This is a genomic window from Euzebya rosea (assembly GCF_003073135.1).
Lineage (GTDB): Bacteria > Actinomycetota > Nitriliruptoria > Euzebyales > Euzebyaceae > Euzebya > Euzebya rosea.
In genome coordinates, this window is sequence record NZ_PGDQ01000015.1 from 39287 (window position 1) to 62043 (window position 22757).

A 22757-nucleotide genomic window follows, 5' to 3' on the forward strand; every position below is an offset into this window, starting at 1 on the left:
AACTTCCGTCATGGGCGGCCGTCCAAGCCGGCGTTTGGCCACGCAGGCGGGTCGGAAACCTTCAGCAGGCAGGTCAAGATCCGTCAGCGGGTCGTTCCGATGACGGTCAGCAACGGGATGTTGTCCACAGGCGTCGACGATTCGTCGGCCCGCCACCACGGCGACGGCGCACCGTGGGACCTGTGCTTCCAGACCCCATCCGCGCCATCACGTCCGGCCACCCGGCGGGCCTCGTCTGCCGGAAGCAGATCCTCGAGGCGGGGTACGGCGACGGAGCCATCCACGCATGGCATTCCCGAGGACTCCTGGTCCGCCTGGCTCCTGGTTGGTACCGGGACGCCTCGTTCCATCCCCATCCGTTTCAGCATCAGCACCTCGTCGACGGCTACTTCCGCTCCTCCGCCAAGCGCCCGCGGCCGTTCGTCAGTGGAACCGCTGCGCTGGAGGTCTATGGCGTACTCGATCCTGTGGACCAGCCACCCACGTTGCTGGTGCCGTGGGCCTGGCAGGTCAAAATCCGGACTCAGCCCTTCGCTCACCATCGGGTTCGCGGCTTGTCCGACGTCATGGCATGGACGGCCCGGGGCCTGAACGTCGCCGAACCCGCTCGCGCCCTCGCTGACGTGTTCGCGCTGGAGGGTGCGCCGCTGGACCGGGTCGCACACCTCACGTACCAGACCATGCATGCCTTGAGGTTGCGTCCGGTGGACCTGCTCCAGCGCTGGAATCAGCTCGGCGACCCGGGTTCCAGGAGGTTGATCGAGCTGGCCAGTACCGGAGTCCTGGACGTCGAGAGCCCTGCTGAGTGGGCGGTCCTCGATGAGGTCTTCGGTGCGTTTCCTCCTGCCCCCGACGCCCAGGTCCAGATCACGGAGCGGTACCGAGCGGACTTCGCCTACGTGTTCGCTGCGCTCACCCTCGAGTACCAGAGCGAGCGCTTCCATGCCCGACGCATCGATGAAGACGGGGTGCGGACGGCGGACGTCCGCAAGCGCGGATGGGACTCGCTGTACATCACGAAATCCATGGTCAAGGACGCGCATGGGACCGCAGAACTGGTGCACCGAACACGTCGTGAGCGCGAGATGCTGATGCTCGAGGGCCGCCTTGCCCGCCCGTTCCTTCCCGCTCAGCGCCACCGACGCGTGCCGCTCCGGACCCTCGTCCCCTTGGGCTAACCCGGTCGTCGCGGCCGTCGTGGGTGCGGTTCGAGGGGCCGGCGACGCCGAGGACACCAAGGACGCCGAGGACACCAGGGACGCCGACCGTGACGGATCTTGACCCATCTCAGCAGGGGGCGACCTGGAGGTTGGGTCATTATCCGTCACCATGGGGCCGCGCCCTCGGGGCTACGGCCGTGAGCTGGGTCGAGATCCTCCGCCCGATGGGTCAAGATCCGTCAGGGGAGGCAGGGGGGCAGGGGGGGCGGCCGGACGCCGACGGCCGGACGCCGTTGGGCGACGGCCGGCGCCGCCCGGCGGTAACTGCGGTGAGCCGGCCGGCAGCCCATGCGAGTCGGCCACCGGGGTGACAGGGGAGGGGGTGGGGGACGTTTGCGGGTCCGGCGGGGCGGCTACGTCTGGAACCGTACGAACTTGAACCAACCCTCGGAGCCACCCCATGAGCGCTGACATCGGAATCATCTTCCACTCCATGTACGGACACACCCACGAGCTCGCCGAGCAGATCGCTGCCGGCGTCGAGCAGGGGGAGGGGAAGCCGCAGCTGCGTCGGGTGCCCGAGCTGATGAGCGAGGGACAGCTGGCCGAGGCGGGTGCCGCCGAGGCGCAGGACACGCTGTCGACCGTCCCGCTGGCGACCATCGACGAGCTCGCCGAGTTCGACGGGATCATCTTCGGCTCGCCGACGCGCTTCGGGAACCGGACCTCGCAGATGTCGTCGTTCCTGGACCAGACCGGCCCGCTCTGGGCATCCGGCGCCCTCGTCGGCAAGACCGCGGGCTTCTTCACCGGAGCATCGACCATGCACGGCGGGTTCGAGTCGACGATCCTGACCATGTCCACCTTCGCCTACCACCACGGGATGCTCATCGTCCCCATGGGCTACAGCGACGACGCCGCCAGCAAGACCCGGTCCGGCGGTGGCCCCTACGGCCCCTCTCACTGGTCCCCGCAGGGCGAGGAGAAGGACGGCCTGTCGGAGCACGAGATCTCCATCGCCAACTCCTACGGACGTTTCTTCGCCGAGGTCACGGGCAAGCTCGCCGCCTAGGCGGTCAGGTCGAGCCCGGCACTCCCATCACCCAGACCACCCCGAGGACCAGTCGTCCGGCCACGACACGGTCCGCCCCACGCCCCCGGCTCCTCCAGCCGGGGGCGTACCCGTTCCTGACCGACCACTCAGCCCTGACCATCCTCGCCCCGACCGATACCGTGAGCCGGCGATGACCGACCACGCCGACACCGACGCCGCCGCTGGACCCGTCACCACCCCCACGCGGGCCGAGGTGGCCGAGCGGCTGCGGGCGGCCGGCGTTCCCAGCCCGGACGCCGACGCCCGCTGGCTGCTGGAAGGGTTTCCCAGCGACCCGGCCGGGCTGGCGGATGCGATCCGCCGCCGTGCGGCACGCGAACCACTCCAGCTGATCCTCGGCACGGCGCCGTTCCGCTGGATCGAGGTGCAGGTGGCCGCCGGCGTGTTCGTTCCCCGGCCTGAGACCGAGGTCCTCGCCGGGCTGGCCATCGACCGCCTCTCCGACGGGGCGATCGTCATCGAGCCGTGCACCGGCACCGGCGCGATCAGCTGCGCGATCGCCCACGAGACCGGCGCATCCCGCATCGTGGCAACCGACATCAACCCCCGCGCGGTGGAGCTCGCCAAGCGCAACGCTCGACCTCACCCTCAGGTCGAGGTGCACCACGCCTCGCTCTTCGCCGGGGTCGACCCGGCACTGCTCGGCGCGGTCGACGTCATCGTGTGCAACCCGCCGTACCTCGACCCGGCCCAGATGGCCGGGGTCGACCCGGAGGTCCGCGACCACGACCCGTACGAGGCGCTCGTCGGCGGCGAGTCCGGCTGGGAGGTCATCGCCGACCTCGTCGCCGCAGCCCCGCACTGGCTGAAGCCGGGCGGCTGGATCGTGATCGAGGACGACCCGTCGCGCGTGGACCAGACCGCCCAGGCCCTCGCCCACCACGTCGGCCCGTCCTCGATCGAACCCGACCTGACCGGACGCGACCGGTTCGCGATGGCCCGACGGGCGTGACCGGGCTGCGCGACCGACCCCTCCGGCTGGCATCCTCCCTGCTGTGAGCACCATCATCAGCCTGTCCGAGGACCGCGACGGGGCGCTGGAGAAGGCGACGGAGACGCTGCAGGCCGGCTCGGTCGTCGTCCTGCCGGTCGGCGGCGTCTACGCCATCGTCGCCGACGCGTTCCGCACCGCGGCCACGCAGCGGATCTTCGCCGCGCGTCGCCGCAGCCGGGTCACACCGCTCCCGGTCCTGCTGCGGTCCGAGCGACAGGTCGGGGCGCTGGCCGGGGACGTCCCCGACTGGGCCGACCGGCTGATGGCTGCGTACTGGCCCGGTGACCTGACCCTGGTGCTGCCCGCGACCGTCGACCTGGCCTGGGACCTGGGCAACGCCAAGGGAACGGTGCAGCTGCGCCAGCCCGCCGATGAGTTCGTGCGTGACCTGATCGGGGCCGTGGGCCCGCTGGCGTGCACCGCCGCCAACCGGCTGTCCCAGCCGCGACCCACTACCGTGGAGGAGGCGAAGGCCCAGCTCGGCGTGCTGGTGCCGGTCTACCTCGACGGCGGCGAGCTCGACGGACGTGTGTCCACCATCGTCGACGCAACCGGCACGTCCCCGGTCGTGCACCGCGAAGGCATCGTGCCGGAGGACCACATCCACCTGGTCGCCTCGGGCGAGCTGGAGTGGGGCGAGAAGCCCGACCCGTCGCTCCTGCCGGTCGACGCCCCGGAGGACCAGGGGGAGGAGGGGACAGCCGCCGACCACGGCACCGACGCCCCCGGAACCGGTGTGCCCGATAGCGGCGAGCCCGACGCCGATCAGGCCCATGCGAACGGGGCCGACACCGACGAGCCCGGCATCGACGAGCTCGGCATCGACGAGCCCAACATCGACGAGCCCAACATCGAGGAGATCGACGACGCAGCCGTCACGGTCGAGTCACCCGAGGTCGAGTCACCCGAGGTCGAGTCCCCGGCGAACGCGACGCACGGAGGCGAGGCGCACGACGACCGCCCGGAGCCTCCATCCTCCTAGTCCTCGGCCACCGCCTTCCGGTAGGCCTCGTCGCTCTGGTTCGTCGGCACCAGGGCGATCTCGACCGTCCCGACCGACGCGGGGGCGGTCACGGCGTGCAGGACGGCCGCGGCCACGTCCTCGACCTGCATCCCGACCGACTTGGCGAGCGTGCGGTACCGATCGATGACCGCCGAGTCCGGCTGGTCGTCGAAGATCTCCGTCGCCACGAAGCCGGGTGACACCGTGGTCACACGTACGCCGGACTCCTGCAGCTCCATGCGCAGGGCCTCGCTGATGGCGTGGACCGCGAACTTCGTGGCGGAGTAGACGCCACCCTCCGCCGCCGGAATTCGCCGTCCGGACATCGAGGAGATGTTGACGATCGACCCGCCGCCGTCGGCCCTCAAGGCCGGCATCGCCGCCTGGGTGACCTCCAGCAGGCCGAGCACGTTGACGTCGAACATGGCCCGCCAGTCCGCCGGGTCGGTCTCGCCGATCAGCCCCATCCGTGCGATACCCGCCGAGTTCACCAGCACGTCCAGTCCACCCAGCCCCTCCACCGCCGTGGCGACCAGGCCAGCCGCACCGCCGGCAGTCACGTCACCCACCACCGGCACGACCCCGTGGGACGCCGACAGGGACTCCAGCCGCTCTGCTCGACGCGCCAGGCCAGCCACGGTCGCGCCGGCCTCGGCGCACGCCACCGCCACCGCGCGGCCGATGCCCGAGGACGCACCGGTGACGAGGACGCGCTGGCCGGCCAGGGACGAGTTGCTCATGTGGGACTCCGATGTGATCGGGGGCGACGACGGGGCAGGCCACCCTAGACCCCGGGCCGGTATCGTCCCCTCCATGCGCATCGCCATCGGGGCCGACCACGCCGGCTACGACCTCAAGGAACACCTCAAGACGACCCTCGCGGCCCTCGGGCACGAGGTCGACGACCACGGCACCGACTCCGCCGAACGCGTCGACTACCCGCCGATCATGGCTTCCGTCGGCCGGGCAGTTGCCAGCGGCGACGCCGACCGCGGGATCGTCCTCGGCGGGTCCGGCCAGGGCGAGCAGATCGCCGCCAACAAGGTCGACGGCATCCGCGCCGCCCTGTGCAACGACATCTGGACCGCCCGGCTGTCCCGCGAGCACAACGACGCCAACGTCATCGCGATGGGTGCCCGGGTCGTCACCCCGCACATGGCCGACGAGATCCTCGAGCTGTGGCTGACCACGGACTTCGAGGGCGGTCGCCACCAGGCCCGCATCGACAAGATCGCCGATATCGAGCGCGGCGACGCCAGCTAGGCACGCACGGCGGGGGAGTGGCCTCGAACTGGCAGGCGGCACGGCGGTACCCTGCTCGGCATGACCTACTACGGCCCCGACTGGGCGCAGCTGGAAGCACAGGACCCGGAGATCGCCGAGGCGATCACCAGCGAGCTGAACCGCCAGCGCACCCACCTGCAGCTGATCGCGTCGGAGAACCTGACCTCGCCGGCGGTCCTCGCCGCGCAGGGCAGCGTCCTGACGAACAAGTACGCCGAGGGGTATCCGGGCAAGCGGTACTACGGCGGCTGCGAGTTCGTCGACGTCGCCGAGTCCCTCGCGATCGAGCGGGCCAAGGAGCTCTTCGGGGCCGACCACGCCAACGTGCAGCCCCACGCGGGCGCCCAGGCCAACATGGCCGCCACGTTCGCCCTCGGCGTCGAGCACGGGGACACCGTCCTCGCCATGTCGCTGCCCCACGGTGGCCACCTGACCCACGGCTCGAAGGTCAACTACAGCGGCAAGTGGTTCGACATCGCCGCCTACGGCGTGCGTGAGTCCGACCAGATCATCGACATGGACGAGGTGCGCGCGATCGCCCTCGAGCGTCGTCCCAAGCTGATCATCGCCGGCGCCACGGCCTACCCCCGCCACTGGGACTTCGCCGGCTTCCGCGCGATCGCCGACGAGGTCGGCGCGGCCTTCATGGTCGACGCGGCCCACTTCGCCGGTCTCGTCGCCGGTGGGGCCCACCCCTCACCGGTGCCCCATGCCGACGTCACGACCTTCACCAACCACAAGACCCTGCGCGGCCCCCGCGGCGGCACCATCCTCGCCAAGGAGGCGTTCGCCAAGGCCGTCGACAAGGCCGTCTTCCCGATGATGCAGGGCGGACCGCTCGAGCACGTCATCGCCGCCAAGGCCGTCTCCTTCAAGGAGGCCATGCAGCCGTCCTTCGCCGAGTACGCCGCCAACGTGGTCGCCAACGCCCGTGCACTGGCCGCAGCGCTCGAGGACCACGGTGTCCGGATCGTCTCCGGCGGCACCGACATCCACTACCTGCTCGCGGACCTGCAGAGCCTGGACATCACCGGCGCCGACGCCGAGGCCCGCTGCGACGCGGCCGGGATCACGCTGAACAAGAACGCCATCCCGTTCGACCCGCGGCCCCCGATGGTCGCCTCCGGCATTCGCGTCGGCACCGCCGCCGCGACCACGGTCGGCATGGGCACCGAGGAGATGGCCCAGATCGCCGGGTTCATCGTCCGGGTGCTCAAGGACGAGGGCGAGGTCGACACCGTCCGCAAGGAGGTCGCCGAGCTGTCGGCGAACTTCCCGGCCTACCCCGCGCCCGCCAGCCAGGCGTAGGCCCCACCCAGGCGCAGGACCCCGCAGACCCAGCCGGACACAGGACGTCGGCCCGCGGGCCGGGCGGCCATCCCCACGCGCACCGGTTCCGGCCGGTGCGCGGTAGCGTCGAGGCCCACCGATGGATCAGGCATTCCTCGACAACCTGCTGATCGCCGTTGCCAGCCTGCTGGTGACGGTCCTGGCCACGCCCGTGGTGAAGCGGATCGCCCACGCCGTGGGGGCGGTGAAGGACCCGGGGGACCGGCACATCCACTCCACACCCACCCCGGAGCTGGGCGGCCTGGCGATGCTCGCCGGGGTGATGGGGGCCTTCGCGCTGGCCAACGGCCTGGGCACCTTCGACCAGCTGTTCCGCACGACGTCGGAGCCCGAGGCCATCCTCCTCGCCGCCCTCGTCATCGTCTACGTCGGCGTGATCGACGACACGAGGGGACTGACGCCGGCCGCCAAGCTGGCCGGCCAGATCCTCGCCGCGGGCACCCTCGTGCTGTTCGGCGTGACGCTGCGGTTCGTCTACATCCCCTTCGGCGGCGGCAACATCGTGTCGCTGTCGCCCGACGCCGCCGCCCTCCTGACCATCATCCTCGTCGTGGCGATGATCAACGCCGTCAACCTCGTGGACGGCCTGGACGGCCTTGCCGCCGGCATCGTCGCCATCGCGGCCATGGCGCTGTTCGCCTACGCCGAGCTCGGCCCGGTCCCCGTGGCCTCCGCCACCTCCGCGGCAGGGCTGGTGCTCGCCGCCGTGGTCGGCGCGTGCGTGGGCTTCCTGTTCTTCAACTTCAACCCGGCGTCGATCTTCATGGGCGACACCGGCGCGATGCTGCTCGGCCTGCTGATGGGCGCGGCAGGCGTCAGCGCGATCGGCAACCTCACCGCGCCGACGTCCACGGACTTCTTCGCCGTGTCGGTCCCGGCCCTCATCCCGGCGCTCGTCCTGGCCGTGCCGTTCATCGACACGGTGCTGGCGATCATCAGGCGCGTGAGCAGCGGCCAGTCGATCGCCGCGGCGGACAAGAAGCACCTCCACCACCGCCTTCTCGAGCTCGGCCACAGCCAGCGTCGGGCCGTCCTGGTGCTCTACAGCAGCTCGGCCCTGCTGGCCGCTGCGGTGGTCGGTCCGTCCCTAGGCGATCCGACCCTCGTGCTGTCGGTGACCGGCGGGCTGTTCATTCTGCTCGTCTCGGCCCTCCTCGTGCAGGGTTGGCGGACGAATCGTCGCGAGAAGGCGGTCGAGCGGGGGTACAACGTCCGTCGCCACCCGGGCGCCAGCGGTCCCCGGTAGGCTGCTCGGGCCGTACCATTTGCCCGTCCGCGGAAGCTTGTGTATGTTTTCACAAGCTCGAGGACGGGCGGTTCCAACGGACCCCCCGGACCGGGCCGGTCAACGACGACCTGGAAGGCAATCACCATGAGCGGATCACCTCTCGATGCCCTCGGGTCGGCCAAGGCCGACAAGTCCTTCGCATACACCGCCGACCTCCTGGCAGCAATCTTCACCTGGGGTGGAATCGGATTCCTGATCGACCGCTTGGTCGGAACGGAACCCGTGTTCATGGTCGTCGGCTTCGTCATCGGCAACATCGCCGGCATCTACCTGCTATACATCCGTGCCAAGCAGGCAGACGCTGCGGACGCGTCGATGGCCGCCCGCTCCGAAGAGGGCACCACTCCACGCAGTCGCTGAGCCACGCACGTCGCCGCTACACCCAACGCACCGAACAGGCCCCCTCGTCCGATGCCCATCTTCACTCCCAACCATGCTCCCGAGCAGTCGCTGGCCGTTGCCGGCGTGCTCGGTGCGTGCGCTGTGGCCGTGATCGGGACGGTCGTCGCGGGTCTCCTCGACGGTGCCGAGGCCGGCGTGGCCGTCGGGTTCGGCGCCGCGCTGGTCGCGGTGCTCTCGGTCGTCGCGATGCCGCTGTACAAGCGTGGGGCGAAGGCGGGTAACGACATGGTGGTTGCCATGTCCTTGGCGGCACTCGGCCTGCGCGGCATGGTCGCGCTGGTCGTCCTGGTGCTCGTCGCCCAGCTGGGCCTGCTCCCCATGAACTCCTTCGCGATCGGCCTGGCCCTCGGCCTGGTCGGTGCGCTGGTGGCCGAGATCGTCGCCGCCGCCCGCGACCCCCGATTCTTCTGGTTGTCCATCCCTTCGACCCCACACAGTGACACCGAAAGGCAGCTCACGTGAACCTCATCCTCGCAGCCGATGCCCACCCGTACGGTGGCAGCTTCGGTGTCCCACCCGCGGGCGAGATCTTCAACCTGCCGGCGCTGTTCGAGATCGGCGGCCTGGAGATCACCCGTACCTGGCTGATCATCCTCTTCAGCCTGATCTTCGCCTCGGTCTTCATGCTGATGGCCCTCGGCAACCCCAAGGTCGTGCCGAACAAGCTGCAGGCCGCTGGCGAGTCGGTGGTCGAGTTCGTCCGTGACGGCATCGCCGTGGACATCATCGGCCCGGAGGGCAAGAAGTTCGCGCCCTTCCTGACCACCATCTTCCTGTTCGTGTTGTTCAACAACATGTTCAAGATCATCCCGTTCGTGAACTTCCCGGCGACATCGCGGATCGCGATCCCGCTGATGCTGGCGCTCGTCACCCTGGTCGTCTTCGTGGCCACCGGCGTGAAGTACCAGGGCATCGGCTACTTCAAGGAAGTTGCGTTCCCCCCGGGCGTCCCCGCCCCCGTGTACCTCCTGCTCACCCCCATCGAGCTGGTGTCCACCTTCATCCTGCGTCCGCTGACCCTGACGGTCCGGTTGTTCGCCAACATGGTCGCCGGTCACATCCTGCTGACCATCGTCTTCCTGGCGACCCACGCGTTCTTCCGGATCCCCGGCCTGATCCCCGAGGACGCCAACATCCTCGGCCTCCCCATCGGGATCCTGACCCTCCTGATCTCGCCGCTCGCGGTCGGGTTCGAGGCGTTCGTCAGCTTCCTGCAGGCCTACATCTTCGCCATCCTCGCCGCTGTCTACCTCTCCGGTGCAGTCGAGGCCCAGCACTAGGACCGCTCCGGCGGTTCGGTCGGCCACCCATGGCCGATCAACGTCCAGTCAAGTTCCCGCAAGCCCGCAAATCCCCTGAATGATCAAGGAGTCAAAGATGAAGAAGCGACTGCTGCCCCTCGCAGCCGCCGTCATCGCGCTGTTCGCCATGATGGTCGAGCCGGCGTTCGCGACCGAGGCCGCTGGTGAAGCCGCCTCCGGCCTGACCGGCAACATCGGTGTCATCGGTGTCGGCCTCGTGTTCGGCCTGGGCACCCTCGGCCCGGGTATCGGCCTGGGCATGCTCATCAAGGGTGCGATCGAGTCCATGGCGCGTCAGCCCGAGGCTGCCGGTCAGGTCCGCACCACGATGTTCATCGGTATCGCCGTGGTCGAGGCGCTCGCCCTGCTGGGCTTCGTGCTCGCCTTCATCATCAACGCGTAGGGGAGGGCACCATGCCGATCCCCATGCTCGTCCTGGCCACCGAGGCCGGTGTCGACACCGAGCTGCAGCTGCTGCCGGCGATCCCGGAGCTCATCTGGGGCTTCATCGCGTTCTCGCTGCTCTTCATCGTGATCAGCGGGCGCGTGTTCCCGCAGATGAACAAGGCGCTCGAGGAACGTCGTGCCGCCATCCAGGGTCGCATCGAGGAGGCCGAGGCCCAGCTGGCCGAGGCCGAGAAGACTCGTCGCGAGTACCAGGAGTCCCTGTCCGAGGCCCGCAACGAGGCCAACCAGATCATCGAGGACGCCAAGGCGCAGGGTGAGCGGCTCAAGGCCGACATCGTCGCCCGGGCCGAGGAAGAGGCCGCCGCCATCCGTGCGCGCGCTGCTTCCGACAGCGAGGCCGAGAAGGCCCGCGCCCTCGAGGAGCTGCGCGGTCAGGTCGCCACCCTCTCCACCGACATCGCCAGCAAGATCGTCGGTGCCGAGGTCGACCAGTCCCGTCACGACCAGCTCGTCGACAGCTTCATCTCGAAGCTCTCGACCACCAACTAGAAGGAAGTCCGATGGCTGACGACATCGCCACCGCATACGGTCGCGCGGTCGTGGAGATCGGCCGCGCCGAGGGCGCGGCCGACCGGGTCGTCGACGAGCTGTACGAGTTCGCTCGTACCGTCGACGGCAACGCCGACCTGCGCAGCACCCTGACCGACAGCAGCGTGCCCCTCGAGGCCCGCCGCAACGCGATCACCGAGGCGCTCCAGCGTGCGCACCCCGGCACGATCGCGGTCGTGCAGATGCTGTTGTCGGCCGACCGGATCCGCCACGTCTCCGACATCGCGTCGGCGGCCACCAACCTGTCCGCGGAGTCCCGCGGCGCGTCGGTCGCCGTCGTCCACAGCGCCAAGCCGTTGGGCGAGGCCCAGCGCCAGGCGCTGGCCACCGCGCTCAGCGCACGAGCCGGCCAGCCGGTCGAGCTCAAGGTCACCGTCGACGAGGACCTGCTGGGCGGCATCGTTGTGCAGCTCGGGGACACCGTCATCGACGGCTCCGTCCTGCGTCAGCTCACCCAGCTGAAGTCGGCCCTGGTCACCGCCTGACCACCCACACCGTTCACCCCAACACACCAAGCGTGAAAGCGACCAACCGATGACTGATCTTTTCAGCGCCGACGACATCTCGGCGATCCTGAAGTCCAAGATCGATGCCTACACCCCCACGGTGACCAGCGAGCAGGTCGGTCGCGTGGTCGAGTCGGGTGACGGCATCGCCCGCGTGAGCGGTCTGCCCGGAGCGATGGCCAACGAGCTGCTCGACTTCGGCGTGGACCACGAGGGGCGCCAGCTCCTCGGCATCGCCCTGAACCTGGACGAGACCACCATCGGTGCGGTCGTCCTGGGTGACTCCTCCAGCGTCGAGGAAGGCGACCCGGTCAAGCCGACGGGTCGCGTCCTCTCGGTCCCGGTGGGCGACGCCTACCTGGGTCGCGTCGTCGACCCGCTGGGTCGGCCGATCGACGGCAAGGGTCCGCTGGACCCCGCCAAGCTGGACGGCCGGCGTGGCCTCGAGGTCCAGGCGGCCTCCGTGGTCGAGCGCCAGCCGGTCGGCGAGCCGCTGCAGACGGGTATCAAGGCCATCGACGCCATGACCCCCATCGGCCGCGGCCAGCGCCAGCTGATCATCGGTGACCGCCAGACCGGCAAGACCGCGGTCTGCGTCGACACGATCATCAACCAGCGCAAGAACTGGGAGTCGGGCGACCCCAAGAAGCAGGTCAAGTGCGTCTACGTCGCCATCGGCCAGAAGGGCTCGACGATCGCTGAGGTCGTCGCCAAGCTCGAAGAGCACGGTGCGATGGATTACACGACGATCGTCGCGGCTGCCGCGTCGACGCCGGCCCCCTTCCAGTACCTGGCCCCCTACACCGGTGCGGCCATCGGCAACTACTGGATGTACAAGGGCCAGCACGCCCTCGCGGTGTACGACGACCTGTCCAAGCAGGCCGACGCGTACCGCCAGATGTCGCTGCTGCTGCGCCGCCCGCCGGGTCGTGAGGCCTACCCGGGTGACGTCTTCTACCTCCACTCCCGCCTGCTCGAGCGTGCAGCGAAGCTGTCCGACGAGCTCGGCGGTGGCTCCATGACGGCCCTGCCGATCATCGAGACCAAGGGTGGCGACGTCTCGGCGTTCATCCCGACCAACGTCATCTCCATCACCGACGGCCAGGTCTACCTCGAGACCGACCTGTTCTTCCAGGGTGTGCGTCCCGCCATCAACGTGGGTATCTCCGTGTCCCGCGTGGGTGGGTCGGCCCAGACCAAGCCCATGAAGAAGAACGCCGGCACCATGCGCGTGGACCTCGCGCAGTTCCGTGAGCTCGAGGCCTTCGCGCAGTTCGGTTCCGAGCTGGACAAGGCGTCCCAGCAGCAGATCGACCGTGGTCGCCGCACTGTCGAGATCCTCAAGCAGGGTCAGTACCAGCCGCAGTCGGTGGGCCAGCAGGTCCTCTCGATCTGGGCGACCGGTAACGGCTACCTCGACGACGTGCCCGTCCCCGACGTCCGTCGCTTCGAGTCCGAGCTCCTGGCCTACTTCACCAGCCGTCACCCCGACACGCTGGAGGCACTCAACAACGGCGAGTACTCCGACGAGGTCCAGTCGACCCTGAAGACCGGTGTCGAGGGCTTCAAGGCCACGTTCGTGCCCTCCGAGGTCACCGAGGTCGAGGAGAAGGTCACGATGGAGGACCTCGACACCCTGTCGAGCAACTAGCGCGCGTCCCCGCGCTGCCGAGCCAGACACCCTGACCACCACCAAGGAACCGATCCATGCCAGGAGCAGCAGAACTCCGCGCGCTGCGTCGCCGGATCAAGAGCGTCAACTCGACGAAGAAGATCACCAAGGCGATGGAGCTGATCGCGGCGAGCCGTATCACCAAGGCTCGGCTCGCCGTGGAGTCTGCGCGGCCGTACGCCGAGGGCATCTCGCGGGTCATCCGCGACCTCGCCGCGGAGTCCACCATCGGGCAGCACCCGATCCTGCAGGACCGTGAGAACCCCACGACGGCGGCGGTCATCGTGATCACCTCCGACCGCGGCCTGGCCGGCGCGTACAACACCAACGCGCTGCGCCTGGCCGAGAAGGTCATCAACCGCGAGACCGCAGCCGGCCTCGAGGTCCAGCTGCACACGGTCGGGAAGAAGGGTGACGGGTACTTCCGCTACCGCGGCTACACCCCCGCCACCACGTGGGAGGGTGTCACGGACAAGCCGACCTACGCCGACGCGGCGGCGGTGGCCGAGCCCATCGTGCAGTCCTTCATCGACGAGCAGGTCGACCGCGTCTTCCTAGTCTACACCGACTTCAAGTCCGCGCTGACCCAGACGCCCAACGCCGTGCAGATCCTGCCGGTGGACCGTCGGGCCTTCGAGGGCGGACAGGGCATCAGCCCCGAGTTCATGATCGAGCCGGAGCCCGAGGCCATCCTCGACGCGCTCATCCCGCGCTACGTCGAGCACCAGGTGTTCGCCGGGATGCTGGAGTCCGCCGCGTCCGAGCACGCCAGCCGCCAGCGCGCGATGAAGTCGGCCACCGACAACGCCGGCGACGTGCTGGAGAAGCTCACCATCGAGGCCAACCAGGCCCGCCAGGCCGCAATCACCACCGAGATTTCCGAGATCGTCGGCGGGGCCGAGGCCCTGTCCAACGGTTAGACACTCCTCACCTTTTCATTGCCTTCGGCACTAGGAGCATCAACAACATGAGCGAGAACCTCGCAGAAGGCCGGATCCTCTCCATCGTCGGGCCTGTCATCGACGTCGAGTTCCCCCCGGACGAGCTGCCCGAGATCAACACCGCGCTGAAGCTGACGCGCGAGCTGGACGGCGAGTCCAAGGTCCTGACGGCCGAGGTCGCCCAGCACGTCGGTGACCGCGTGATCCGCGCCATCATGATGCAGCCGACCGACGGCCTGCGTCGTGGCACCACCGTCCGCAACACCGGCAAGCCGATCCAGGTTCCGGTCGGCGAGGGTGTCCTGGGCCACGTGTACAACGTGCTCGGCGAGCCCCTCGACGTGGACGCCAGCGAGATCCAGGCGTCGGACCACTGGTCCATCCACCGCGACTCGCCGCCGTTCGACGAGCTCGAGCCGCAGGCCAAGATGTTCGAGACCGGCATCAAGGTCATCGACCTGATCCAGCCCTTCGTGGAGGGTGGGAAGATCGGCCTGTTCGGCGGTGCCGGCGTGGGCAAGACCGTGGTCATCCAGGAGATGATCCAGCGTGTCGCCGAGCAGCACGGTGGGTTCTCGGTGTTCGCCGGTGTCGGCGAGCGCACCCGTGAGGGCACCGACCTGCGCCTCGAGATGGAGGAGGCTGGCGTGCTCGAGAAGACCGCGCTGGTCTTCGGCCAGATGGACGAGCCGCCGGGCGTGCGCCTGCGTGTCGCCCTGTCGGCGCTGACGATGGCGGAGTACTTCCGCGACGTCGACCAGAAGGACGTCCTGCTCTTCATCGACAACATCTTCCGCTTCACCCAGGCGGGCTCCGAGGTCTCCACGCTGCTCGGCCGCATGCCGTCGGCCGTGGGATACCAGCCCACCCTCTCCAACGAGATGGGCATGCTGCAGGAGCGGATCACCTCGACCAAGGGTCACTCCGTGACCTCGATCCAGGCCGTGTACGTCCCTGCGGACGACATCACCGACCCGGCTCCCCACGCCACCTTCGCCCACCTCGACGCCCAAACGGTGCTGTCGCGTGCGATCTCCGAGCTGGGCATCTACCCGGCCGTGGACCCGCTGGACTCCTCCAGCCGGATCCTGACCCCCGAGGTCGTGGGCCAGCGTCACTACGACGTCGCCCAGCGCACCCAGCAGGTCCTCCAGCGCTACAAGGACCTGCAGGACATCATCGCCATCCTGGGTCTGGACGAGCTGACGGAGGAGGACAAGGTCACCGTGCAGCGCGCCCGCAAGGTGCAGCGGTTCTTCTCCCAGCCGTTCTACGTCGCCAAGCAGTTCACCGGCGTCGACGGCGTCACCGTGCCGATCGCCGACACCGTGGAGAGCTTCGAGAAGCTCATCGACGGCGAGCTGGACCACATCCCGGAGCAGGCCTTCTTCAACGCCGGTGGCATCGACGACGTCCTGGCCAACGCCAAGAAGCTCGAAGACGCATGATTGACGCGAAGATCGTCTCGCCGGACCGCGCCCTGTTCGAGGGTGACGTGTCCGAGGTGTACGCACGCTCGACCGAGGGCGAGATCGGCATCCTCACCGGCCACCAGCCGGTGCTGCTGCTGCTCGCCTCGGCTCCGCTGGAGCTCGTCGGTGCCGACGGCACCCGGACGACCTTCGCCGTCCGTTCGGGCTTCCTGCAGTACGCGGATGGCAAGCTGACCGTCCTGGCGGACTTCGCCGAGGAGGTCGCCGACAAGGACGCCGCCCACGCGGCCGTCGAGAAGTACACCAAGCCCGGCCGGGAGGCACACGCCCCCGCCCCGGCCTAGGTACCGAACCACGCACGACGCCCGCCCCTTCCGGGGGCGGGCGTTCGTCGTTGCGTGGGGCGGCCGCCCGAAGTGCGGCGGGTCGAGTCCGGCTAGGGCAGGGTGACGCAGTTGCCGGAACCGACCGTGACACCGTGCGCGGAGTCGGCCACGAGCGCGCACAGCTGGGTGGCCTCCGGGGGACGGTCGGCGAAGCTGTAGCCGGTGAAGGGGCTGCCGCCGTCGTAGAGGAACCACTCGCCGGGCGACGGGCTGTTCGTGCCCGCGTTCTGCGGCTCGACGCTGTTCCAGAAGAAGTGGACGTGGAAGTCCTGGTCGCCCGACCCGATCAGCGGCACGAAGTTGTACGGCGTGAATTCCACGGCGTAGGCGCTGCCGGACGCGGTGATGGCGTCGATCTGCACGTAGCGGCCGCCGGGCAGGCCCTCCGTCGGCGGTCCCGTCGGCTCGGGGGCCCCTGTGGCCTCGGCGGCGTCCTCGGGGTCGTCCTCCAGCACGTCGTCGTCGGGCGCCGACGGATCCTCCGCCCCCTCGATCGGGTCGTCGTCGCCCGGGTCGCCGCTGACGTCGAGCTCCGCCTCCTCCTTGGGGTTCTCCAGCGGGACGACGCCGTCCTCAGCGGCGGCATCGGTGGCCGTCGCAGGCGCGGTGGTGGCCTGCCCGACCGCGGTGTCCTCGCCGCCGCCCCCGCAGCCGGTCAGCGCCATGGCGGCCACGAGCAGGGCGACGTGCAGGGTTCGCATGCCACCGGTCTAGCGCATCGCCACCGGTCTTCGCCACGACGGGCACCGGACGTCGCCGGACCGAAAGAGTTGGTCAAGGCCTCGGCGACGGCCCGACGACGGTCGCATGATTGGTCCACGTGACCGCCACCACCATCCGCCGCGACCGCATCCTGGGCGTCGACATCGCCCGTGCCGTCGCGATCCTCGGGATGGTCATGGTCCACTTCGGCCCGTACGAACCCGACACGTCGACCACCGTCGGATGGATCTACCGCACGTCCTACGGTCGCGCGTCGATGTTGTTCGTCATGCTCGCCGGCGTCGGCGTCAGCATGTTGTTCCGCGGCACCGAACGGGGTCGGCCCGACGCGGCACGTCGGCGCACCCTCGCCTGGACCAAGGTCGCGTGGCGCGCGGTGGTCTTCCTCCCGCTCGGGCTGCTGCTGCAGATGCTGCCCACCCCCGTCGCGGTGATCCTGCACTACTACGCCGCCTACTACGTGGTCGGTGGGCTCGGGGCCATGCTGCCCACGCGGTGGCTCGTGGCCGTGACCGCTGGATGGACGGTCCTCGGCCCCAGCCTGTACGTCGCCCTCTTCGGCACCGCACTGTCCGTGCGCGGCATCACCGAGAACCCCCTGGACGTCGTCGGCGTCGCCGGGGACATCCTCGTGACCGGCTTCTACCCCGTCCTGACCTGGGGGCCCGCGGTGCTGGTCGGGGTGCTCGTCGGCCGCGCGGACCTGCGGGACCGGGCCACCCAGGGGATCCTCCTCGTCGGCGGGGCCATCGTGGCGACGGCGGCCTACGGGGCCAGCGAGCTCGCCCGCGCCACCAGCACGGCCGCTGCGAACTCGCCCTACCTGCTGGCCGAGGGCCACAGCGGTACCCCCCTCAACGTCGTGGGGGCCGTCGCCGTCGCGGTGGCGGTCCTCGGTGCCAGCCTGCTGGTCGGGTCGCTGGTCCCACGGCTGTCCTGGCCGCTGGTCGCCGTCGGGCAGATGGCCCTGACCGTCTACACCGGTCACCTGCTCGTCCTGGCCGTCGCGCCGGAGTGGTTGGAGGGTCGCGGTTCGGTCGAGGACGCCGTCTTCCAGGTCGCCAGGTTCTTCGTGGTGACGACCGTCCTGTGCACGTTGTGGAGATGGCGTGTCAACAGAGGCCCCCTCGAGTGGCTGCTCGCTCTACCATTCGAGGCGCGCCGAGGTGACCGCCCCCTCACACCTCGGGTGCGAAACGACTCGTGGCCATATCCCACCCCACCACACATCCCATCAGCCTCGACGGAATCCTTGACGTCTGTCCCGAGGCATTCTGCGCCACCGACGCCGAGCTCAACGTCGTGGAGTGGAACCGCGCCGCCGAGTCGCTGACCGGCTTCAGGCGCCAGGACGTGCTGGGCGGTCCGCTGCCGCACCTGACCCCGGCGCAGCGCGACGACCTCGCGGCGGCGTTGGACACGTTCGACGACTGGGCCGACGAGGTGCCGCTGGTCTTCCCGCGCCGCCATGCCGACGGTCGGACCATCGAGGTGTGCGTCACCGCCTACACCCGCCTGGCCGACGAGTCCGGCCGCCCGACAGGGTTCGGGTCGTTCTTCCGGGCCGTCCGTGCAACGGACCCACGCACCCACGCGCGCAACGTCTACTCCCGCGCGCTGGCGCAGTCGGTCCGCCGCGACGACGTCGTCGCCGCCGTCGCCATGGTCCTGCAGGACCTGCTGCCGGGCGACGCGGGCTACATGCTGACCCGGGGTCCGACGGGCTGGGACGGGTCGGTGGCCATCGGCGACCACCAGGAGGTTGCCGAGTCCATCCACGTCGACAGCCCCTCAGCCCTCGACGAGGTCGTCAGGACGGGTATCGCCCAGCTGGTCGAGCTGCCGGTCAACGGCGTGGCGACCCCCGCGCTGGCGGTCCCCGCCGGTCCGGAGTCGGCCGGCACGGTGCTGGCGATGGTGGGGGAGGGGGTGCGGCGCCGCGACGACGACTCCCTGGAGCTCGCCGGGGCGCTGGCGTCGGAGGCATGGGCCGCCATGCAACGCGTCGACGCCCTCGCCGACCTCGAGGGCAAGGTGGAGATCCTCGAGGCGATCGCCGGTGTGGCCCAGGCGTCGGGCATGGATCCCGACCGCATCGTCAACCACATCGCCCGCCACGCCGCCAACGCCCTGTCGTGCGAACGCTCGGCCATCTACCTGTGGAACGACGACCGGACCGAGCTGGAGCTGGCGGCCTTCCACTCCTCGGACCGGACCTGGGAACCCGGCGACGTCATCCACGCGGAGGGACGGCGGGCGGCCGAGGAGATGTTCGCCTCCGTCGAGCCGTTCCTGACCCAGGACACCCGTACCTGCCCCTGGCTCGCCGGTCCCTGGGATCGCGAGACGGGCGCGATCAGCGTCCACGGCCTGCCGCTGCTGGTCGGTGAGCTGGAGGTCGGGTACCTGGTCGTCGCCCACACCGACGCCAACCCGCGGGGGTTCACCAGCCTCTGCACCCAGGTCGGGGCTGCGCTGTCGCGACAGGCGGCCCTGGCGATCAGCAACGCCCGGCTGCTGGCCAGCCAGACCGAGGCCAACCGGCTGCTGCACGAGGGCAACCGACGTCGTGCCGACTACGTCGAGGGGATCACCCACGACCTGCGGACCCCGATCACGGCCGTGCTGGGGTTCGCCAAGACCCTGCGTCGTGCCGGAGGGCGGCTCAGCGAGCAGGACCGGGCCGAGGCGCTCGACACCATCGAGCGGCAGGCCCTGCGGGTCAGCCGGATGCTCGACGACATGATGGACTCCGCCCGTGCCGACGCCGGCGAGCTCCAGCCCGACAAGCAGGTCGCCGTGCCCCTCCACCACGTGGTGTCGGAGGCCCTGATGATCGCCGCACCCGAGCAGCGGAGCCGCCTCAGCGCCAGCTGCGACCCCAGCGTCATCGCGTGGGGCGACGCCGACCAGCTGACCCGCGTCGTGCAGAACCTGATCGCCAACGCCCTGCGCTACGTCCCCGGCAGCTCGCCGGTGGAGGTCATCGTCGAGCGGACCGACGGCATGGCGCAGATGCTGGTGATCGACCACGGTCCCGGCATGCCCGCCGGGGTCAACGTCTTCGGCCGCTTCGCCCGGGGAGACGTCCGGGGGACCGGCCTCGGCTTGTACACCGTGAAGACGATCGTCGAGGCCCACGGCGGATCGATCGTCCTGCGCGACACACCCGGCGGGGGCACCACGATGGACGTGCGGTTGCCGCTCTTCGGCGACACATCCTGACCTGCCGGTCCTGCTCGAGGCGCCGTCCGCACCCCGACGCGGCGGTCGTGCACCCTGCCCATCGGGCCGGTGGCTCCCGGGGACCGCGGCCCACCGGGGATACACTCCGAGCGCGATGACCGCCACTCCACACACCGTCGACGCGCCGCTCGTCGACGGATCGCACGCCCGCTCGGCGCTGGCCCCGCTCGAGGATGCCTTCGTCGTCCGCGGCCCCGCCACCCTCACCGGGACCGTCCGGATCGGTGGCGCCAAGAACTCTGCGCTGAAGCTGTTCGCGGCCGCCCTCCTGGCGCCCGGCACCAGCGTCCTGACCAACGTCCCGGGGATCTCCGACACCTACGCCATGGCCGACGTGGTCCGCCACCTCGGCGCCACCGTCACCATCGAGGCCGACGGCACGGGCACCCACACGGTCAGCATCGACGTGCCCGACCGGCTGGGCGAGGGCACGACCCTCGAGCTGGCCGGACGGCTCCGGTCGTCGCTGGCCACGTTCGGGCCGCTGATGGCACGCATGGGCTACGCCCACATCGCCCAGCCCGGCGGCTGCAACCTGGGGTCCCGCGGCGTCGACCTGCACCTGGAGGGCATGGCCGCCCTCGGTGCGGAGATCACCGTCGGCGCCGAACACTTCGAGGCCCGCGCGCCGCACGGCCTCGTCGGCGCGGACTACGAGCTGGAGTACGCAAGCGTCGGGGCAACCGAGAACCTCGTCATGGCCGCCACGACCGCCCGGGGGACCACCCGGCTGCGCAACGTCGCCCGCGAGCCCGAGATCGCCGACCTGATCGACTTCCTCAACGGCCTCGGCGCACGCATCACCGGCGCGGGCACCCCCGAGCTGACCATCGAGGGCGTCGAGTCGCTGACACCCTGCCGGCACCGTGTCGTGGGGGATCGCATCGAAGCCGGCACGTTCGCGGTCGCCGCGGCGATGACCGGCGGCGACGTCACCATCGAGGGTGTCGACCCGTCCCACCTGGCCCGCCCCCTGGACCGCCTCCGGGCCGCGGGTGTGCAGCTGCGGACCGGCGCGGACTTCATCCGCGTCCTGCCCGGCGCACAGCTCGTCGCGGCCGACGTCGCCACGTTGCCCTATCCCGGCTTCCCCACCGACATGCTGGCGCAGTTCCAGGCGCTGCTGTCCCAGGCGCAGGGCCAGTCCCTGCTGACCGAGAACGTCTACGAGGGGCGCTTCGCCCTCATCGAGCAGATGCAGCTGATGGGCGCCGACATCACCCGTGAGGGCCACCACGTCGTCGTCCGAGGACCCCGCGCACTGCACGGCGCCGTCGTCCGGGCCACCGACCTGCGTGCCGGTGCGGCCCTGGTCCTCGCCGGCCTCGTCGCCGAGGGCGAGACCGTCGTCCGCGACCCCTTCCACATCGACCGTGGATACGCCGACTTCCTCGGCAAGCTGACCAACCTCGGCGCCGACGTCGAGCGCGTCGGCACCCCGGCAGCGGGATAACGCGTGCAGCCCGAGGTGGGCGACCGGGTTCCGGTGTCCCCAGCCGACTGGAGTCCCGCACCCATGGACGGCCGCGATCGGCGGCACGCCATCCCGTGGGAGTGGTGGGACGCGATCGTCGTCTACGTCCTGTGGCTGGTGGTCGCAGGGGCCGGCGCGACGATCGTCGGATCGGCGTTCGGCGACCCCCTCTCGCCGGAATCCACCGCGGTCGGGGTGCTCGTGGCCGTCGTCATGCTGACGGCCGTCACCGTGTCCTGGGTGCGGTTCCGTGGGCTGCAGGCGAAGGTCCCCGACGCCGTGCGGCGCGCGTTCGGCGTCAAGCAGCCGACGTTGCGTGACGTGTGGCTGGGGCTGGCCTACGGGCTGGGATCGTTCGTCGTCGTCCAGCTTGGGTTGGGCATCGCCCTCACCACCCTGATCGAGGCGATGGGCCGCGAGACCCCGGCGGTGCAGCAGGGCGTGCAGGAGGCCGCGCAGGCAGGCGGGGTCACGCCGTTGCTGGTCGGGCTCGGGGTCGTGCTGCTCGGGCCGCTGGGGGAGGAGCTGCTGTACCGCGGCGTCCTCTTCCAGGCGCTCAACAAGCACCTTCCCGCCTGGCCTGCCATCGGACTGTCCGGCCTGGCCTTCGGCGTCACCCACGTCGAGGGGTTCGTGATCGCCCTGACGTTCCCGCTCGGGATGGTGCTGGCCTGGGTGATGCGACGCCACGGGACCCTCGTCGTGCCGGTCGTCGCCCACGTCGTGTTCAACCTGATCGGGTTCCTGCTGATCCGGTCCGGCGCAGCCGGGGTCGGATGAGCCCGCTGCAGCCCGAGGTGACCGTCGAGGTCGAGGACGGGGCCGGTCCCTTCGCCGGGATGCTTGGCGGCCTGCTGAGCGCCAACCTCGTCGCCGACCCGTCGAAAGGTGCGCTGGTCCGCCGGTCCAGCGGTGCGGTGGGGATCGTCGTCACCGACACCGATGAGCAGGTCCGCCTGCACTTCGCCGGCGACCAGCTGTGGGTCACGTCGGGCCCGGCGATGGCTGCGGAGCTGCGCCTGGTCGGGACCGCCGACACCATCCTCGGCCTGTCCACCGTGCCCCTGCGCTTCGGCATCCCCGACCTGCTGACGTCGTCGGGCCGCGGCCTCACCAGCCGCTGGGTCGCCGGTGGCCTGCAGATCCACGGCCTGCCCCGCCACGCCATGCTCCTGCGCACGGTGCTGAGCCTGCTGAACGTGCTCAGCTAGCTCTGTTCGTTGGTCCTCGCTCCGCTCGTCGGGTCCCTGTTCGTTGGTCCTCGCTCCGCTCGGACGGTCCTCGGGCTCGTGACCGACGAATCGCTCCCTCGATTCTCGACCCTCGCTTCGCATCGGGCGCTGCGAGTCTCGCTCGCGTTTCGTCGGCGCCCTGCGGCGGTGCGTTGGCACCTCGGTGCGTGCGGCACACGACTGGTGTGTGCGTTCGACCTCGCGTGGGGCGGTCCATCGCACCCGCGCTCG

General features: G+C 70.1%; 24 protein-coding genes. 22 read left to right on the plus strand and 2 right to left on the minus strand.

Annotated features, from left to right (window positions below; all coding sequences use genetic code 11):
* The first annotated feature begins 182 nt into the window (after window positions 1-182).
* The 4 genes from CUC05_RS18670 to CUC05_RS25165 all read left to right on the plus strand — a co-directional run bounded on the left by CUC05_RS18670 (window position 183) and on the right by CUC05_RS25165 (window position 4250).
* Window positions 183-1178 carry a hypothetical protein gene (locus CUC05_RS18670; RefSeq protein ID WP_108667643.1) on the plus strand — a complete coding sequence of 332 codons (996 nt, stop codon included), beginning with the start codon at window positions 183-185 and terminating at the stop codon, window positions 1176-1178.
* A 442-nt stretch (window positions 1179-1620) separates the two neighbouring features.
* Window positions 1621-2232 carry an NAD(P)H:quinone oxidoreductase gene (wrbA, locus tag CUC05_RS18675; protein WP_108667644.1) on the plus strand — a complete coding sequence of 204 codons (612 nt, stop codon included), beginning with the start codon at window positions 1621-1623 and terminating at the stop codon, window positions 2230-2232.
* A gap of 172 nt (window positions 2233-2404) precedes the next feature.
* Window positions 2405-3226, plus strand: coding sequence for a N5-glutamine methyltransferase family protein (locus tag CUC05_RS18680; protein WP_108667645.1), 822 nt, complete (start codon window positions 2405-2407; stop codon window positions 3224-3226).
* Window positions 3227-3269: 43 nt separating this feature from the next.
* Complete coding sequence (locus tag CUC05_RS25165; protein ID WP_114476338.1) at window positions 3270-4250, plus strand: L-threonylcarbamoyladenylate synthase; 981 nt, start codon at window positions 3270-3272, stop codon at window positions 4248-4250.
* Here CUC05_RS25165 and CUC05_RS18690 read toward each other — a convergent pair.
* A complete protein-coding gene (locus CUC05_RS18690) occupies window positions 4247-5011 on the minus strand; it encodes an SDR family oxidoreductase (protein ID WP_157965753.1) in 765 nt (254 codons plus the stop codon). The genes CUC05_RS25165 and CUC05_RS18690 overlap by 4 nt on opposite strands.
* Window positions 5012-5084: 73 nt before the next feature.
* On the opposite strand from CUC05_RS18690, the gene rpiB reads away from it, so the two are divergent.
* The 13 genes from rpiB to CUC05_RS18755 all read left to right on the plus strand — a co-directional run bounded on the left by rpiB (window position 5085) and on the right by CUC05_RS18755 (window position 15809).
* Complete coding sequence (gene rpiB / locus CUC05_RS18695) at window positions 5085-5534, plus strand: ribose 5-phosphate isomerase B (protein ID WP_108667648.1); 450 nt, start codon at window positions 5085-5087, stop codon at window positions 5532-5534.
* A gap of 60 nt (window positions 5535-5594) precedes the next feature.
* Entirely contained in the window at window positions 5595-6863 is a 1269-nt protein-coding gene (locus tag CUC05_RS18700) for a serine hydroxymethyltransferase (protein WP_108667649.1), read from the plus strand.
* A 121-nt stretch (window positions 6864-6984) separates the two neighbouring features.
* Window positions 6985-8151 carry a glycosyltransferase family 4 protein gene (locus CUC05_RS18705; protein ID WP_108667650.1) on the plus strand — a complete coding sequence of 389 codons (1167 nt, stop codon included), beginning with the start codon at window positions 6985-6987 and terminating at the stop codon, window positions 8149-8151.
* Between the two features lie 126 nt (window positions 8152-8277).
* Window positions 8278-8553, plus strand: coding sequence for an AtpZ/AtpI family protein (locus CUC05_RS18710; protein WP_108667651.1), 276 nt, complete (start codon window positions 8278-8280; stop codon window positions 8551-8553).
* Window positions 8554-8604: 51 nt separating this feature from the next.
* A complete protein-coding gene (locus tag CUC05_RS18715; protein WP_108667652.1) occupies window positions 8605-9057 on the plus strand; it encodes a hypothetical protein in 453 nt (150 codons plus the stop codon).
* The gene (gene atpB / locus CUC05_RS18720) at window positions 9054-9875 is read left to right on the plus strand and encodes a F0F1 ATP synthase subunit A (protein WP_108667653.1); all 822 of its coding nucleotides are present in this window, start codon (window positions 9054-9056) and stop codon (window positions 9873-9875) included. Before CUC05_RS18715 ends, atpB begins: the two co-directional genes overlap by 4 nt.
* Window positions 9876-10026: 151 nt before the next feature.
* The gene (gene atpE, locus CUC05_RS18725) at window positions 10027-10299 is read left to right on the plus strand and encodes an ATP synthase F0 subunit C (RefSeq protein ID WP_108667757.1); all 273 of its coding nucleotides are present in this window, start codon (window positions 10027-10029) and stop codon (window positions 10297-10299) included.
* 11 nt (window positions 10300-10310) lie between these two features.
* Entirely contained in the window at window positions 10311-10853 is a 543-nt protein-coding gene (gene atpF / locus CUC05_RS18730) for a F0F1 ATP synthase subunit B (RefSeq protein WP_108667654.1), read from the plus strand.
* An 11-nt stretch (window positions 10854-10864) separates the two neighbouring features.
* Window positions 10865-11398 (plus strand): ATP synthase F1 subunit delta, encoded by a 534-nt coding sequence (gene atpH / locus CUC05_RS18735; protein WP_108667655.1) that lies wholly within the window; start codon window positions 10865-10867, stop codon window positions 11396-11398.
* Window positions 11399-11447: 49 nt separating this feature from the next.
* On the plus strand, window positions 11448-13070 hold the full coding sequence (gene atpA, locus CUC05_RS18740) for a F0F1 ATP synthase subunit alpha (protein WP_108667656.1): 1623 nt from the start codon (window positions 11448-11450) through the stop codon (window positions 13068-13070).
* Between the two features lie 56 nt (window positions 13071-13126).
* On the plus strand, window positions 13127-14011 hold the full coding sequence (locus CUC05_RS18745) for a F0F1 ATP synthase subunit gamma (protein ID WP_108667657.1): 885 nt from the start codon (window positions 13127-13129) through the stop codon (window positions 14009-14011).
* A gap of 47 nt (window positions 14012-14058) precedes the next feature.
* The gene (gene atpD / locus CUC05_RS18750; protein ID WP_108667658.1) at window positions 14059-15480 is read left to right on the plus strand and encodes a F0F1 ATP synthase subunit beta; all 1422 of its coding nucleotides are present in this window, start codon (window positions 14059-14061) and stop codon (window positions 15478-15480) included.
* The gene (locus CUC05_RS18755; protein ID WP_108667659.1) at window positions 15477-15809 is read left to right on the plus strand and encodes a F0F1 ATP synthase subunit epsilon; all 333 of its coding nucleotides are present in this window, start codon (window positions 15477-15479) and stop codon (window positions 15807-15809) included. Before atpD ends, CUC05_RS18755 begins: the two co-directional genes overlap by 4 nt.
* A 92-nt stretch (window positions 15810-15901) precedes the next feature.
* On the opposite strand, the gene CUC05_RS18760 is transcribed toward CUC05_RS18755, so the two are convergent.
* On the minus strand, window positions 15902-16552 hold the full coding sequence (locus CUC05_RS18760; protein ID WP_108667660.1) for a hypothetical protein: 651 nt from the start codon (window positions 16550-16552) through the stop codon (window positions 15902-15904).
* Window positions 16553-16671: 119 nt separating this feature from the next.
* On the opposite strand from CUC05_RS18760, the gene CUC05_RS24875 reads away from it, so the two are divergent.
* The 5 genes from CUC05_RS24875 to CUC05_RS18785 all read left to right on the plus strand — a co-directional run bounded on the left by CUC05_RS24875 (window position 16672) and on the right by CUC05_RS18785 (window position 22505).
* Window positions 16672-17907: a DUF418 domain-containing protein gene (locus CUC05_RS24875; RefSeq protein ID WP_157965754.1), complete on the plus strand. Its 1236-nt coding sequence runs from the start codon at window positions 16672-16674 to the stop codon at window positions 17905-17907.
* The gene (locus tag CUC05_RS25725; protein WP_240606289.1) at window positions 17877-19799 is read left to right on the plus strand and encodes an ATP-binding protein; all 1923 of its coding nucleotides are present in this window, start codon (window positions 17877-17879) and stop codon (window positions 19797-19799) included. The genes CUC05_RS24875 and CUC05_RS25725 overlap by 31 nt, the downstream gene beginning before the upstream one ends.
* A gap of 115 nt (window positions 19800-19914) precedes the next feature.
* Window positions 19915-21273 (plus strand): UDP-N-acetylglucosamine 1-carboxyvinyltransferase, encoded by a 1359-nt coding sequence (gene murA / locus CUC05_RS18775; RefSeq protein ID WP_108667662.1) that lies wholly within the window; start codon window positions 19915-19917, stop codon window positions 21271-21273.
* A 63-nt stretch (window positions 21274-21336) separates the two neighbouring features.
* On the plus strand, window positions 21337-22074 hold the full coding sequence (locus tag CUC05_RS18780) for a CPBP family intramembrane glutamic endopeptidase (protein ID WP_108667663.1): 738 nt from the start codon (window positions 21337-21339) through the stop codon (window positions 22072-22074).
* On the plus strand, window positions 22071-22505 hold the full coding sequence (locus tag CUC05_RS18785; RefSeq protein ID WP_108667664.1) for a hypothetical protein: 435 nt from the start codon (window positions 22071-22073) through the stop codon (window positions 22503-22505). Before CUC05_RS18780 ends, CUC05_RS18785 begins: the two co-directional genes overlap by 4 nt.
* The last annotated feature ends 252 nt before the right edge of the window (window positions 22506-22757 follow it).